This is a genomic window from Chitinophaga sp. 05T412, from assembly GCF_056396465.1.
Map to the genome: position 1 here is coordinate 683,916 of NZ_JBFTLN010000003.1, position 14,181 is coordinate 698,096.

The following is a 14,181-nucleotide window of genomic DNA, read 5'->3' on the forward strand; positions in this document are numbered from 1 at the left end:
TCATCGTGTTACTGTTTTTGTGATCTGGTTGACTAATGATGTATGTAAATAGTATCTCCTTTTATGGTATAATTAAAATCGGCTGTGATCTGTAATGCTTTCAGCACGTCGGTGACAGTTTCTTGCTTAAAAGTGCCTTTGAATTTATAATCTGCCGGAAATGTATCCGTTAATATAATTTTACGGTTGTACCAGCGGCTCATCAGCCTGGCCAGCTCCGGGAATGTTTTATCTTTAAACTCCAGACGGTTATCCATCCATACCAGTTCGCTCACCTCCTGACTGCTCACATCAGGCGCCACTTTTTCCACGATGAGTAATACATCGCCCCAGTCTACCATACGTCCGTTCACCGCCAATTTATTCGTCGCGGAAGTTTTCTTTTTCAGAATGGCTTTTTCACCGGGCTCCAGTACCAGGCTGTTGCCATGGCGACTAATGGCCACCCGGCCTTCTACCAGTGTAGTTTCAATGCTGCCTTCTCCCTCATAAGCTTTCACATTGAAGCGGGTACCCAATACCTGCACATTCAGGTCGGCCGTATGAATCACAAAAGGATGCGTGGCCTGTTGAGCTACCTCGAAAAAAGCCTCTCCCCGGAGATATACCTCCCGGTTACTGCTGCTGATATTGGCGGGATAGGTGAGATGACTACCCACATTGAGCCATACCTGGGTACCGTCGTCCAGCGACACCTTTTTCCGCACGCCTTCAGGCGTATCCAGCGCCAGCTGACGGTTAGCCCGGGGCAACCATATCCATATGGCTGAAGCTGCCAGCAATAGCAATACCGCGGCGGCGGTCATCTTCCACCATTTGAACGAGGCATTACGCACAACCGCTACAGGAGCTTCCTGCCATTCACCTTCCTGCTTTAAACGATCTGTAATATCCGTGTACATGCGCAGCAAATCCGGCTGCACATCGCCCCTGTCAGGCATTTGAGCTGTTCTGTAGTTTTCATACCAGGATTCCAGCGCCGCTTGTTCGTCTTCTGTACATTGGCCCTGCAGGTATTTTTCCAATAATCCAATCAGTTGTTGATCACTCATTATTTTGGTTGTCTGTTGGTATAGACACGGCACTTATCACCTACCCTACCCCCTTTATGAAATTAATTTTCTGCTTTTATTACCGGTAACCACCCATTTTTTATATCTTTTGCCCTTTATGGCGGCCGGACACCAAAACTATACCGGCATAAGTGGGTACGCATGACGGAGTATATTGCACTACAGGATGACGCATTAATAGCATTACTGGCGAATAATGATAACAAGGCTTTCGAAACCTTGTACCAACGTTATGCTGCTACACTATACAACCATGCCTATAAGAAATTTCCAGTACCACATCTGCTGGAAGACATGCTACAAGACATTTTTACTACCCTGTATAAAAAACGCTCAACGCTCAACGGCATACAAAATCTCAGTGCTTATCTTCACGGCGCCCTGCGCAACCGCATCCTCAATGAATTGCGTAATTCACTGTTACATCAGCAACATCATCAACATCTCCCTATTACCAAAACAGCAGAAAATGAGCATGCCTATGACTACAAGCTGCTGGAGAAAAGATTTGCCGCGGCCCTGGACCAATTAACGGAACGCAGCCGGGAAGTATTCCTGCTCAGCAGACGCGATCACCTGTCCAATAAGGAAATTGCGCAACGTTTAGGCATTTCCGTGAAAGCAGTGGAAAAGCATATGGGGAAATCCCTGCAGGTAATGCGGGAGGAATTCAGGGACTATGGACTATTGCTGGTGGCGCTCTCCACGGTTTTTCACAGCTGAACAAGAAGCTGAAAGCGTAAAGCAAAAAGCTATTTTAGCGAGTGAACACTGCAAATAATGATACGCTTTGATCACTCGCTAAAATAGCTTTTTGCTTTTTGCTTTATGCCTTCTGCTCTTTATTCAGCAGCAGTATAGACAATAACATCAGCACCACTCCCACCCATTGCCAGCCATTTACCGGCTCCTGTAAAATGAAATGAGAACATACAATTGCTACCGGCAACTCGGCTGTCATGATCACAGCGCTGATACCCGCACCTATTTTAGGGATGCCCTTTGCAAACAACAAAGGTGGAATAATAGTACCAAATAACGCCAGAAACAACGCCCATTTCAGCAGGCCTGCGTTAAAATGTGTGCTGGCCAATAACGGCGCTGCATTCACTAATAAAATACCGATAGTAGAGCCAATCATGATCACGGCGCTTTTCTGCAGCGGCGCTAACTGTTTTCCTGCGCGGCTGTTGGCTACAACATATACCGCATACAAAAAAGCCGATGCACCCGCATACCCCAATCCTTTTACAGACAACGACAGTGAGCCACCTGTGGCCAATCCGCTGCCCAGCCAGGTGCCGGTAATAATTAATGCCGTGGTGATTAACTGTAGCCCCGATGGCCGTTTTCCGAATAGTAACCATTCGAGCAGCAGCCCTATCCAGGTAAACTGCATCAATACAACAATCGCCACAGAAGCCGGGATATAAGCCACAGATACATAGTATACAAAGCTGGTAAATCCAATACTGGCGCCTGTTAGCAGTAGTCCGCCCCACTGCCGCGCATTCATCGTGGTGCTATTTTTTTGATATAGCCGCCATAGTAGGCACAATACGATCATGCCCGTAAAGGCTTGTGTGGCCGATATTTCAGCGGGCGTATACCCTTCGCGGTAAGCTAATTTTACAAATGTGGAAAGTATGCCAAAGCTGCACGCCCCGGCGAAAACCATTAATATATACCTGGTCATTATTTTCGATTAAATAGAAAAAGGAGAATAAAGGGCACGAAAAAATAACCAGGTCGTAAAGACTTAGACAGCTATAACAAACCTGCTGCTTCCGGCATCCGGAACAGCGGCTAAGTAGAAGATATGCTGGTTATTTTCCTAGAAAACAACAACAGCAGGAGGAGGTGTGCTGGAATAAATGCGGTGCATGTAATTGAATATTATTATTAAAGCAAGATAGAAAAAAAATCTGGCTTCTCCTATGCTGCAATAAAAACGCCACCGTTACGGTAACGGTGGCGCCACTATTATCTAAGAAATCAATGTGCTCTGGGAAGCATGGCGTTCGTCAAAATACCTTCCCGGATCACCAGGGTATCAGATTCATTTTTTGACCATACCTTACCGGAAAAAGTGGCGTCAAAACTCTTGTCTCCTACACGGATAATGGTAAATACCACTGTGGAACCGGAGCCCTCGGCAATCTCCTCCATATTATTCAGTTCCGTGCCATGATCTCCACGGTAATAATATCTGAAATAAGGCATCTTTATTTGCTGGCCCACAAATAAGGTAGGCTGCTGGCCTGTTTCAGAAATCGCCCGCAGCTCCTTGCCAGCCGAAAAAGCATAGGTCTTATTTGACTTTAGAAAATCCATACCGGTAAATTCACTGTAACCATGATAACGTATGGCAATGTCATTCGATTTAAAATCCGCGAGGGTAATAAAATCCAGGTGGTTCTCCGGATCGCGGTCTTCGGAAAAAGAAAGTTGTTTGTTCTCACAATCAATCGACAATATCTTTATCCCCTCTTTATATCCGTCTCCAATATATTTTTCATACAAATTCATAATACCGTTACCGGCAATATCACTACGCACCAGGTTTTTAAACCCTGATGGAATGACAGTCGTAATCACAGTATCCGGCTTTCCATCTGTCCGGGAAATCTGCACCTTAAAAGTAACTGGCTCCGCGATGACACGGTTATACAAAACACCCAGGTAAATCCCTTTAACACCATAGGTTCCATAGTTTCTATAGGTGTGATTAATATGTATTTCTACAGGTGTTTTCTTTTCAGGAGCAGGCGTGGTATTGTCTTTTTTACTGCCGCAGCCGGCACTCAATAACAAACCGAAAAACAAAGCAAAAACATAAGCGATCCGCATGGTAGTATGAATATAGGTAAACAACAAAAGTTCATAAGCAAGGGGAAATTAATACTTTATCGGGATGTTTTCTTTTAAAAAAACATCCCGATAATTTTAAAACGCACAACAAATCGCTATTTCATGCATTACAGGAAAGGCCGGGGATCAAAAATCACTTTTAGTGAACTTACCTTGCCACCGTCCAGGTGGTACCAGGCGCAGCCGAAAATGGTTTTACCAGACATAGTAAGGTCATAAAACAGGCATACGTCTTCCTGATCTGCAAATACTTTCTGTATATCGTATTTCAGCTTCATTTTTCTCATGTCATCAAAATAAGCGGCCGCGCCTTCCCGCTTACCCAGTACGCCTTCGAAGGTCATGTTTTCGTTCGCCAGGCGCTGCGCTGCGTCAAAATCTTCTTCATTAATGGCTTGTATCAGGGAAAGTACCACTTTCGCGTTGTCGGATACCGGGTTAATCTTTTCCATCGTACACTAGATTTTATGAATAGCCGCGAAAAAATCATACCGTTCTTTTAGGGCCGGATATGTCCATTTCAGGGTACAAAATTCCGCATTCAGGGCATCTGTTGCGGCACTTGTTACTCAATGAATACAAAAAGGGGCGCATCCGTAGATGCAGCCCCCCTTCAAATCTACGACGGATTGTAAGTTATACACTCACTGCGCTGGCCTTTTTACCAGCTGGCGCGGTTTTCTTTTTCCGGCCCTTGCCCCACCAGATAATAAACCCGGTAACAGGCAAGGTAGCCCCAATAAGACTGGCAAAAAATGCCAGGAACTTACCAGGCAAACCCAGTATGCTGCCTACATGGATATCATAATTCATGCGCCGCAACTTGCCCGCAAAATCAGCCTCCGCATAAGACTGCTCATATAATTTGTTGCCGGTAAGCGGCTCCAGTGTATGCTGATCATACGCGTAACGGCGGTTATTGTAGTATTGTCCCTTTGAAGGATAAACGATCACTGATATGGTGGCCTGACTTTTAGTGGTATCCGGCAACCCGAGATAAAACCCGGTAGCTTCCGGATGCTGGCCAATGGTCTTTTTCCACGCGATATCCATCTTTTGCCCCAGGTTATCGAAATGATGTTTATCGGCCTGCAAAGAATCTGATTTCAGCTCCACAAATTCAGGGAGACTTTTACCGCCTGAAGTAGCCCAATACAGCCCTTTACTCCACCATTCCAGTCCATACACCATGCCGGTCACGCCAATAGCAAAAAGCACCAGTAATGCGTAAAAACCCAATACATTATGCAAATCATAGTTGATACGCTTGGTGCTGGCGCCCCATTTTATTTTAAAACGCTGGTTGCGGGTGCTTTTATTCCATTTTTTAGGCCACCACAATACCAACCCACTGATTAACGTGATCACACAAACCAGGGTACTGTAATTGATAATCGGACGCCCTATTTTAAAAGGCAACCAAAGGAAACGATGACCATTGAGTACCCACCGGAAAAAGCTCACGTCTCCTTCTTTGCGGTCTGTTTTGCTGATCACTTCACCGGTATACGGATGTATTTTCAGTGTAGAACCTCCACGACGCCCGCCAATATTGGCTTCTATGGCTTTGCCTTCTTTATATAACAGGTAGCCCACCTGTTTTCCGGGATATACTTTTCCTGCTACCGCCATCACTTGCGAAGGGGTCACCAGCGCCTGTGATTGTACCGGCACATTGGCCTCCGGCTCCGTCCACCCGGTAATTTCTTCATTAAATACGTAGATACAACCCGTAATACAAATAATCACGACGATAATACCCGATACAAGTCCCAGCCACAGATGCAGCCAGGCGGAAATGCGGTAAAACAGCGACCGGGATTGGGTTTTCTTCCCGGTCGCTTTCTTTGAACTATTCATTTTTTGCACTGCTTAAACGGATGATTAATAGTCAACTTTTGTAATGGCGGTGATCTTGCCCCCTTCTACCGTTAAACCACGTGTAGCCGTTGCCGTTGCAATATCAATTTTATATACCCAGCTACCAGTGGTGGTATTTAAACCCATATAACCGGTTTTCCCATTGGTCGATAACGTATTGTTGTTATACGCCGCCGAGGTGGTTAAAATCTCTGCAGGCGCGCCACTCACCCAGGTAAATGTTTTCCGTACCACGTTCACCAGCGCCATGCGTAAACGACCACTTACGGCATTAGGCGTTTCATACATCATCAACAGAAACACGTTGTCGCCCAGGTAGGTTTGTGTAGCCACATGATGCCCGCCGGAGGCTTCTTCCAGGTTAAAGAAATAACTCTTATCGAACTCCTTTGCGCCCTTCAGCACTCTTACCACAGCAGAAGGTTTGGTAGTGGTGATCTTTCCATTGTTAGTAGCGGCTGCAGCGGAAAAACCATATACATCGCCATTCTCCATCACGCCTAAACCGTTGTTGAAATAAGCACCCAGATAACTGGTACGGTTATCCCGGATGATATGCTGTAACTTCAGCTGCGGATAAGAGAACACAGCGATCCAGCTGCTATCGGGGTACTGGGTACCAAAGGCATCATTGCAGCATCCTTTGATGCTCATGTAAGGAGCAAACACCTTATCGCCTACCTGCGTGAACCAGGTAAAATGCGCCCGCTCACCATTGGCCGCCAGCTTCACAATATTGACACTATCGTTTCCCACAATCCTGGATTTCAGCGCATCAATGCGGTACATGGTAGCGGTTTCATTGGCGCCACTTCTCGGTATCTTCACCAACAGCAGTTCATCATTCACCTTGGTAAATGCCTGTACGGTTTCCGTTTGGAAATTGGATGTTTTCACCAGTTTACCTGCCGGTGTAAAACGGTAGGTGGTCACGGCGCCGGGGTTTCCCTGTCCATACAGCAAACTGAAGAAACGTCCTTTATGTGTCACGTAGTAACGATAGGAACCATCCTGCTCTTTACCATTGCGAGCTGTAGTAATAGATCCGCCATCCAGACTATCAGCCGTGAGGAGTATATCCGCGATGCCGGTAGTACCTATAGGCGTGACCGTTACCACATACTTAGAAAGCCCCTGCGGCGTTCCTTCTACAAAATCAATACTATCCAATGGGTCTTCTTTATCGCAGGAGATGCCCGTCAAAACCATGCTACTGACCAGCAGTAAGCACTTCCATATATTTTTCATCACGATGATGGGTTATTTTTTATTTACTAATAAAATACCTCAGCTTGGCATAGAAAGCACGACCAGGTTTCTGCAGACTGAAATTGTCAAAGAGTTTATTATCTACCAGATTCTTACATTCTACAGCGATATTGTACCGGCCATTAGCCAGGCTGTATACCATGTTCACGTCCTGGCAAAACTGCCGGGGAATTTCCTGCTTTTCAGCTGCCTGTCCCGGCCAGGAGAGATAATAGGTGTGTACATACAAGAAGTTGTATCCCAGTGTAAGGTTGTTGCCTTTCTTCAGCACATTCCTGAAAAACAGGGAGGCATCTGCATTTCCGAACAGATACGGCAAATTGGGAATACGATCCCGGTACAATGGACTCCTGTTTTTCTGTTCTAATTCATACTCGGTATTATTGCGCAAATTCTGATAGGTAACATTAAAGCCGGCGGTAAACAACTGCAAGAACGAGTACCTTACTTCTGCATCTACGCCCACATTGGTAACAGCGGCCTGATTGAAATTGGTTTGCTTTCCGTGATTATTCGCGAATCCCGGACGAATAAAATCTTTGGCGTTACGATACAGGAAATTAGCGTCGAAGCTGAAACGATGCGCCTCGCGGATATGCGTTTGATAATTTACGCCGAAGTTAAAGTTGTCGCTTGTTTCCGGTTTCAGATTCAGGTTACCATCCAGATTCACCACATCGCCAAACAACTCTTCCGGCTCCGGTAAACGGTAACTTCTCTCGAACGATGTTTTCAGTTGTAATGCCGGCAGCAAAAAGTAAGTGGTAGCCGCGCCATATCCCAGCTTACTGAATTTTGTTTCTACTAACTCGTAGGCAATGTCCCCCCAGTTACCGCTGGGGTTGTAGCGAACAGAGAAACGATTATGCTGCTGATAATTCTTTACAAACAGCGAGGTATTCCATTTCTCATTGTAATCAAATTTATATCCCAGCCCCACTATATTCTTAGTCACTTTCTGTGGCTGCTGGTATTTTTCATCAGATGGAAACAGCTCATCTGTTCCTTTCCTGTTGAAGGTGGAGTATACATTATTCAATACAAAGGAATGGTGTGCATTCAAACGATAACTCAGATTAGCGGTGCCCAGGCCATTGTTATTGGAGTACCTATACATACTCCGCTCTCTTTCTGCGCCGGCCTGTGGTATATATTGTTTAAACCAGTTGTAACGGCGGCCTACCGTATCTATATTATTTTCTTTACCTAAATTATAGTTACCGGTTAAGCTGAAGTTCAGTCCTTTTACGAACAGGTCTTTCACCTGGTATTTCAAGCTGGGCATAATAATATTGCCATGCCGGTGCCAGTTTCCAAACACCGAAACCATCCGGGCGCCGGTTTGTATTTCCGCATAGTTTTGTCCCATGGTGATACCGAAGAGTAACTTATCAGCATATTTCTTTCCTACTACGCCCACGTTGGCAATGACGGTTTCGTTGTGATAGGTATCGTGAAACCTTTTCACCCATTGACGGGGATAATATTCTCCTGTTATCAGGTCGGCTACGTCTACGCGTACACGATAATTATTATCAGAATGATTCTGGAAAGCGTTGAGTTGTATCGTAAATCCGGATTGAGCAGTATAACCTGCATTCACAGCAGAGCGGTGTGTATTAAAAGAACCGAAGGAATACGAGGCGTCTACATAGCTCCGTTTACTGTTGCTGGTAACGATGTTAATAGCGCCGCCGAGCGCGTCGGAGCCAAGCCATACCGGCACCACGCCTTTATATACTTCTACTCTTTCGGCCAGGTTAATGGGAATATTATTCAGTTGAAAAGAAGAGCCGAAGTTATCCATAGGCACACCGTCGAGGAAAAACTTTACCTGCCGGCCGGTGAAACCGTTAAGCGAAAAATTCATGCGGGAGCCAAGGCCGCCGTCTTCCCGCACCCGTATACCTGATACACGATCCAGGGCATGTGAGATATCGAGTGTGGTATTGTATAACTTTTTCGCATCAATGGCGGTCACATTAAAAGCCTGCCGGTTTACTTCCTGGCTTACTGAACGGCCCATGACGGATACCGCATTAATTTCACTCACAGACGACGTCATCATCAGATGAAGTACTTTATGTTCCACTGCTTTCAGGTCTATTTTCTTGTCGACGGGAGAAAATCCTACGATGGAAACATGCAGCACGTACTTGCCGGGCGTTACCTGTTGCATACGGAAATATCCTGCCGCATCGGCAATGGCGCTGGCGTTGCCAGGCTCCAGTTTTACGGAAGCTCCCGCTACTGCGTTACCGGCAGCATCTTTAATATATCCACTGATAGTAGCCGTGCTATCCGGCCGGGCATAGGTGTAAAGGACAAGGCATAGCAATATGCTTGTCAGCAATAGTTTTCTGATGTACATTTTAAATCTGCTTTTAAATTTTCCACAGACAAGGCAATAGTTCCCTGCAGGTGCCTGATGTCCCGTGTTTGCTTAGTTCCGTGTGTATGTGCATGAAAAGCTTAGCCCTGTGCGGGCGTTCACATACAGTAATGATTATAGGTATTTAATTGCTGTTGCAAAAGTATCCGAAAAATTAACAAACCATTTTCGACATCGGGAATTTTTAATCGTTGGAATTTTTCCGCATTGCGCGGGGATAATAAAACGTTGATACGTATACGTTATACATGGATAAAATAATCAGGATAACATACTAAAACGATCCGGTACAAAAAGCAATCTTAATACATAATTTAAAATGTGTATATAACAACAGTGTTTATAACCTGGCTAAAAATGTGCGTTTCTTGTGAAAATCTTCCATGGGTAACTTTAAACATCTCGCAAAACATCTATGTTGTTAACAAAGAATTTACACTTGATAATCTGCATTCTTCTACCTTGAATGCAAAGAGCAAATATGATCTGCACCCCCTTTTGTATTCGAAAACCTGGAAAACTATGGAAATGACTACTACATTACCCAGGACCACCCATCAGAGTGCTGAAGCAGCGGAAACAACAGAAAGGATTACAAAGATTGTCAATTCACTGGCCATTGGCGCCAGTCTGCTAGCGCTGGCACTAGGCTGCTTACTCTATTATATGACCGGGTATAAAAGCATTTTATACCCCGCTCTGGCGGAAAGTGCCTCCTTTCTGTCCATCCTGCTGATCACGCGGTACAGCCGTCCTGAATATGGGCAGCAGCTCATGTTCCTGCTACACAGCGTGTCCATCTGGTATTTCGGTACTATACTGGGGCCATCTTCCCAGATCTACCTGTTTGCCCCTTTCCTGGCATTCTGTGTATTCCTCGTATTTCACCGGCCACTGGCCCAGGTCATCGTTTTAACCACCAGCGCAGCCATGTTGCTGCTCATTGAAATGAATTACCGCCGGGGCATCATCCCATCGCTGGTATTGACGAAAGATACCGAAGCAGGGCTACACTGGCTCGTTATATTTGCAGCTACCTTTCTGAACGGCACCGCCCTCTATTATTTCACCAGGGAAAGCCGCTTCCAGAACAAACAATTACAGCTACTGGTAAACCAGCTGGATAAAACCAACCAGGCCATGCGCATCTATGTGCGGGAAACTACTCATGAAATCAGGTCCCCCCTGAACGTAGTGAATAGTATCCTGCAAAACTATATTGAAACAGCCGATAGAGGGAAACGAACCGTCCAGGTGGGCATTGCCCATCTGGAAGCGGTTCATTTTGCCTGCCAGGACATGCAGCTCGTGATGAGCAACGCCCTTGGCTGGTCTAAGATTGAAGCCGGGAAAGATGAAATCAGCAAAACCCCCTTCCTGTTCACCGATTGGATACAACAACTCTGCGATACTTATGAATACCTCGCTAAAAGACGATCCGTACATATTAATATTGCCTTCGCCGATCACCTGCCCGAATATATCCTGGCAGATAAATCAAAACTCCGCACCATCATCGTGAACCTGCTCAGTAACGCGATTAAGTTTACCACCTTCCGCTCTATTATTACTGTAAAGGCCACCACAAAAAATAATCAGTTGTTCTTGTCAGTCGCCGATCAGGGCGCAGGCATTTCCGCAGATAAAAAGGAACACATCTTTGATCCATATGTGAGTGAGCAGGGGCAACAAACAGAATCCAGCGGACTGGGACTTCCCATCGCGCGCCACCTGGCCCGCATGATGGGGGGCGACTTAATCGTAACAGATAACCCCGACGGCGGCGGCAGCGTATTTACCCTGCAACTGCCCGTAGAAAGCATTGCACCACCACCCAGCGCCCATACGGTAATTGACTACTCCTTACTCAGCGGCCTCAAAGTATTGGTGGTAGACGATGATCACCTCAACCACCTCGCCTTTTCACTGGCACTCAAACGCATGGGCATCGAAGTCATCCTGGCCGACTCAGGTCCGCAAGGATTTTCCAAAGCCACCATGCACCAGCCCGACGTGATCCTCATGGACATGATCATGCCACATATCAGCGGCATAGAAATGCTGGCAAAATTTAAAGCCGACAGAACACTCCGGCAAATTCCGCTTATCCTCGTATCCGGCAACTGCTACAGCGAAGTAAGGGAAGAAGTGATCGCTTCCGGTGCAGATGGATTTTTAAGCAAACCGGTTAATATGGAACAACTCTATAACACCCTGAAAGAACTTGTTGTGATGGCATAATCATTACGCTTTACCCGCTAAAACACGGGCATAAAAATCAGGTACCGGACTATTATGGATACCAGCGATGGTATCCGCCACGGGGTAATCTACCTTGCGGATCTCCGGCGTTACCTGACCACCGCTGATGGTCAGCTGCAGATAAGTAGCCAACCGGTCCGGTTCTTTGGAGCGGCCCACAGAACCGGTGTTCATCACCATCTTGCCTGCTAAAGGCAATGACCTGACATACGACAAATGCGTATGCCCCGTAATTAATACATCTGCCTGAAAATCGTTTAACATACTTAATATATCACCGGCATCATGCTGTTCATAAATATACTCATCATTACTCCGGGTACTGCCATGCACCAACAGAAAGGTAATACCGTGAAAATATAGTTTTATAAAATGGGGTAGGTCGGCCAGGAAAGATTTGTTGGCAGGCGTAATGCTATCTTTTGTATACTGAATAGCAATATCCCTGGCGTCCTGCTCCTCTTTACTATGTTTACTAAGCGGCACCACCGGTATATCAAACGCAATACGCTCATCATGATTCCCCATAATCACCGGCATCTGCCGGCTCCTGATCAGTGCAATCACTTCATTGTGCCAGGGTGCCGCATCTGTTAAATCACCCAAACAATACACCTGGTCCACTTCAGATAACCTGATATCTTCTAATACCGCCGTTAATGCCGGCAAGTTGGCATGAATGTCACTGATAATCGCAATTTTCAACATACTTATGATTCATTGATCGTTACAAGATTACATCATTATGCTACCACACGGATAGCTACCGGTAAAAAACACAACGTTTGCCCGGAAAAATACCAATCGCACTTCTTACAACATCGCAAGATCCGGGTTTTCTATCGCCCAACGGGACGCTAATTTTACTCTTCATATAAATGACGACAGATGAACAATATACATCAACGACTGCTATCGCACAACTGGGCCGCTACTACCGAACAATTGCTGGAACAGGGATATGCACTCGTAAAAGGTATCCTCTCTAAAGCGGAATGCGAAGCCCTGATTAATGATTACAACGCAGATAATACTTACCGGAAAACCATTGTGATGGAACGCTACCGTTTCGGCAAAGGGGAATATAAATACTTCCAATATCCCCTGCCACCAATGATTACCGACATCCGGGAAACGGTGTACCCCTTTATTGCGCCCGTGGCCAATAAATGGATGGAGGTATTACAAATCGATAAAAAATTCCCGGCAACACATGCGGAGTTGAAAACCTATTGCCATGAAAATGGGCAAACAAAACCCACTATCCTGATTCTGAAATATGGTCCCAACGGATTCAATACCCTGCACCAGGACCTGTATGGAGATATTTATTTTCCTATGCAGGTAGTCCTGTTTTTAAATGAACCGGGAGAAGATTATACGGGAGGCGAATTCGTACTCACCGAACAAATTCCCAGGGCACAGTCTAAAGCCAATGTACTCCAACCCGGACGGGGCGACCTGCTGATATTCACCACTAACTTCCGGCCGGTGAAGGGCAGCAAAGGCTACTACCGCGTAAATATGAAACATGGGGTTAGCCCCGTGCACAGCGGAAACCGGCATACCTTAGGCATCATTTTCCACGACGCACAAAGCTGATAAAAGCAACAACATGGTTTATCATGAAAAAATATCACACATACAACTAGGTAAACTGATTCATCAGGGCGCTATCAGACTGGGTGGTAATCAGTCGCTCAAAATATACGGCACCCTTTCCTGTGCCTCGGGTAAGCGCATGAAAACATCCAATCGTGTTTTCTTTACCGACGAAGCAGAAGCGCAGCAAAATGGGTACCGGCCCTGTGGCCATTGTATGCGGGTAGCATACAAAAAGTGGCTGGAAAGATAAGTTTATTCTCCCCAGGCGGTCAGCATCAATCTACGCGGGCCGCCATCATTACGATGTTCACATAAGTATACACCCTGCCAGGTGCCCAGCGCCAGGCGGCCGTTGCGGATCGGGATCATGACCGAACTGCCCAGCAAACTCGCTTTCAGGTGAGCCGGCATATCATCCGGGCCTTCATCATCATGCAAATAGGCCGGATCATTTTCCGGTACTGCTTTGCTGAAATACATTTCAAAATCCAGTCGCACTGTAGGATCTGCATTTTCATTAATCGTCAATGCCGCCGATGTATGCTGAATAAATACCTGCAACATACCCGTTCTAATTTCCGCCAGCTGCGGAAATGCCTGTACCAGTTCCGCCGTGATCAGGTGAAACCCCCTCTTTCGTTGATGCAGTTGTATCGGCTGCTGGAATATTTTCATACTCATTAATTTAAGCTACTGTCAAACAATAATGCATGGCATGGACTTAGGTCAGCTTTCCTAACAAAGTCTGCCTTACGCATTAAGAAATATTTAATTCGAATACTCTCACATTTTTCTTTATCTTCATATTTCCCACCGAGTGACTTATCG

Annotated in this window: 13 protein-coding genes; 4 read left to right on the top strand and 9 right to left on the bottom strand. The window is 45.8% G+C overall.

Annotated elements, in window-relative coordinates; translation table 11 throughout:
* Positions 1-32: 32 nt before the first annotated feature.
* Positions 33-1,052: a FecR family protein gene (locus AC1DFM_RS10005; RefSeq protein ID WP_477076575.1), complete on the bottom strand. Its 1,020-nt coding sequence runs from the start codon at positions 1,050-1,052 to the stop codon at positions 33-35.
* A 162-nt stretch (positions 1,053-1,214) separates the two neighbouring features.
* On the opposite strand from AC1DFM_RS10005, the gene AC1DFM_RS10010 reads away from it, so the two are divergent.
* Positions 1,215-1,796, top strand: a complete 582-nt coding sequence (locus AC1DFM_RS10010) for an RNA polymerase sigma factor (protein WP_477076576.1) — start codon at positions 1,215-1,217, stop codon at positions 1,794-1,796.
* Positions 1,797-1,899: 103 nt separating this feature from the next.
* Here the strand turns inward: AC1DFM_RS10010 and AC1DFM_RS10015 are convergent, their stop codons facing one another.
* From AC1DFM_RS10015 to AC1DFM_RS10040, 6 genes are all read right to left on the bottom strand, one after another.
* On the bottom strand, positions 1,900-2,769 hold the full coding sequence (locus AC1DFM_RS10015) for an EamA family transporter (protein WP_477076577.1): 870 nt from the start codon (positions 2,767-2,769) through the stop codon (positions 1,900-1,902).
* Between the two features lie 299 nt (positions 2,770-3,068).
* The gene (locus AC1DFM_RS10020) at positions 3,069-3,923 is read right to left on the bottom strand and encodes a hypothetical protein (protein WP_477076578.1); all 855 of its coding nucleotides are present in this window, start codon (positions 3,921-3,923) and stop codon (positions 3,069-3,071) included.
* 128 nt (positions 3,924-4,051) lie between these two features.
* Positions 4,052-4,396 carry a nuclear transport factor 2 family protein gene (locus AC1DFM_RS10025; protein WP_477076579.1) on the bottom strand — a complete coding sequence of 115 codons (345 nt, stop codon included), beginning with the start codon at positions 4,394-4,396 and terminating at the stop codon, positions 4,052-4,054.
* 184 nt (positions 4,397-4,580) lie between these two features.
* The gene (locus AC1DFM_RS10030; protein WP_477076580.1) at positions 4,581-5,804 is read right to left on the bottom strand and encodes a PepSY-associated TM helix domain-containing protein; all 1,224 of its coding nucleotides are present in this window, start codon (positions 5,802-5,804) and stop codon (positions 4,581-4,583) included.
* A gap of 24 nt (positions 5,805-5,828) precedes the next feature.
* Positions 5,829-7,073 carry a DUF4374 domain-containing protein gene (locus AC1DFM_RS10035; RefSeq protein ID WP_477076581.1) on the bottom strand — a complete coding sequence of 415 codons (1,245 nt, stop codon included), beginning with the start codon at positions 7,071-7,073 and terminating at the stop codon, positions 5,829-5,831.
* A 19-nt stretch (positions 7,074-7,092) separates the two neighbouring features.
* Entirely contained in the window at positions 7,093-9,465 is a 2,373-nt protein-coding gene (locus AC1DFM_RS10040) for a TonB-dependent receptor (RefSeq protein ID WP_477076582.1), read from the bottom strand.
* Between the two features lie 549 nt (positions 9,466-10,014).
* On the opposite strand from AC1DFM_RS10040, the gene AC1DFM_RS10045 reads away from it, so the two are divergent.
* On the top strand, positions 10,015-11,727 hold the full coding sequence (locus AC1DFM_RS10045; RefSeq protein WP_477076583.1) for an ATP-binding response regulator: 1,713 nt from the start codon (positions 10,015-10,017) through the stop codon (positions 11,725-11,727).
* Positions 11,728-11,730: 3 nt separating this feature from the next.
* On the opposite strand, the gene AC1DFM_RS10050 is transcribed toward AC1DFM_RS10045, so the two are convergent.
* Complete coding sequence (locus AC1DFM_RS10050; protein ID WP_477076584.1) at positions 11,731-12,456, bottom strand: metallophosphoesterase family protein; 726 nt, start codon at positions 12,454-12,456, stop codon at positions 11,731-11,733.
* Between the two features lie 180 nt (positions 12,457-12,636).
* Between AC1DFM_RS10050 and AC1DFM_RS10055 the strand changes: the two genes are divergently transcribed.
* Both AC1DFM_RS10055 and AC1DFM_RS10060 read left to right on the top strand, forming a co-directional pair.
* Positions 12,637-13,350 (top strand): 2OG-Fe(II) oxygenase, encoded by a 714-nt coding sequence (locus AC1DFM_RS10055; RefSeq protein ID WP_477076585.1) that lies wholly within the window; start codon positions 12,637-12,639, stop codon positions 13,348-13,350.
* 13 nt (positions 13,351-13,363) lie between these two features.
* Positions 13,364-13,603 carry an Ada metal-binding domain-containing protein gene (locus AC1DFM_RS10060; protein WP_477076586.1) on the top strand — a complete coding sequence of 80 codons (240 nt, stop codon included), beginning with the start codon at positions 13,364-13,366 and terminating at the stop codon, positions 13,601-13,603.
* A gap of 2 nt (positions 13,604-13,605) precedes the next feature.
* Here the strand turns inward: AC1DFM_RS10060 and AC1DFM_RS10065 are convergent, their stop codons facing one another.
* Complete coding sequence (locus tag AC1DFM_RS10065; protein WP_477076587.1) at positions 13,606-14,028, bottom strand: secondary thiamine-phosphate synthase enzyme YjbQ; 423 nt, start codon at positions 14,026-14,028, stop codon at positions 13,606-13,608.
* Positions 14,029-14,181 lie beyond the last annotated feature (153 nt).

Coding starts and splice junctions, on each gene's coding strand:
- AC1DFM_RS10005 (WP_477076575.1), bottom strand. CDS start 1,052: ATGAGTGATCAACAACTGATTGGATTATTGGAAAAATACCTGCAGGGC.
- AC1DFM_RS10010 (WP_477076576.1), top strand. CDS start 1,215: ATGACGGAGTATATTGCACTACAGGATGACGCATTAATAGCATTACTG.
- AC1DFM_RS10015 (WP_477076577.1), bottom strand. CDS start 2,769: ATGACCAGGTATATATTAATGGTTTTCGCCGGGGCGTGCAGCTTTGGC.
- AC1DFM_RS10020 (WP_477076578.1), bottom strand. CDS start 3,923: ATGCGGATCGCTTATGTTTTTGCTTTGTTTTTCGGTTTGTTATTGAGT.
- AC1DFM_RS10025 (WP_477076579.1), bottom strand. CDS start 4,396: ATGGAAAAGATTAACCCGGTATCCGACAACGCGAAAGTGGTACTTTCC.
- AC1DFM_RS10030 (WP_477076580.1), bottom strand. CDS start 5,804: ATGAATAGTTCAAAGAAAGCGACCGGGAAGAAAACCCAATCCCGGTCG.
- AC1DFM_RS10035 (WP_477076581.1), bottom strand. CDS start 7,073: ATGAAAAATATATGGAAGTGCTTACTGCTGGTCAGTAGCATGGTTTTG.
- AC1DFM_RS10040 (WP_477076582.1), bottom strand. CDS start 9,465: ATGTACATCAGAAAACTATTGCTGACAAGCATATTGCTATGCCTTGTC.
- AC1DFM_RS10045 (WP_477076583.1), top strand. CDS start 10,015: ATGACTACTACATTACCCAGGACCACCCATCAGAGTGCTGAAGCAGCG.
- AC1DFM_RS10050 (WP_477076584.1), bottom strand. CDS start 12,456: ATGTTGAAAATTGCGATTATCAGTGACATTCATGCCAACTTGCCGGCA.
- AC1DFM_RS10055 (WP_477076585.1), top strand. CDS start 12,637: ATGAACAATATACATCAACGACTGCTATCGCACAACTGGGCCGCTACT.
- AC1DFM_RS10060 (WP_477076586.1), top strand. CDS start 13,364: ATGGTTTATCATGAAAAAATATCACACATACAACTAGGTAAACTGATT.
- AC1DFM_RS10065 (WP_477076587.1), bottom strand. CDS start 14,028: ATGAAAATATTCCAGCAGCCGATACAACTGCATCAACGAAAGAGGGGG.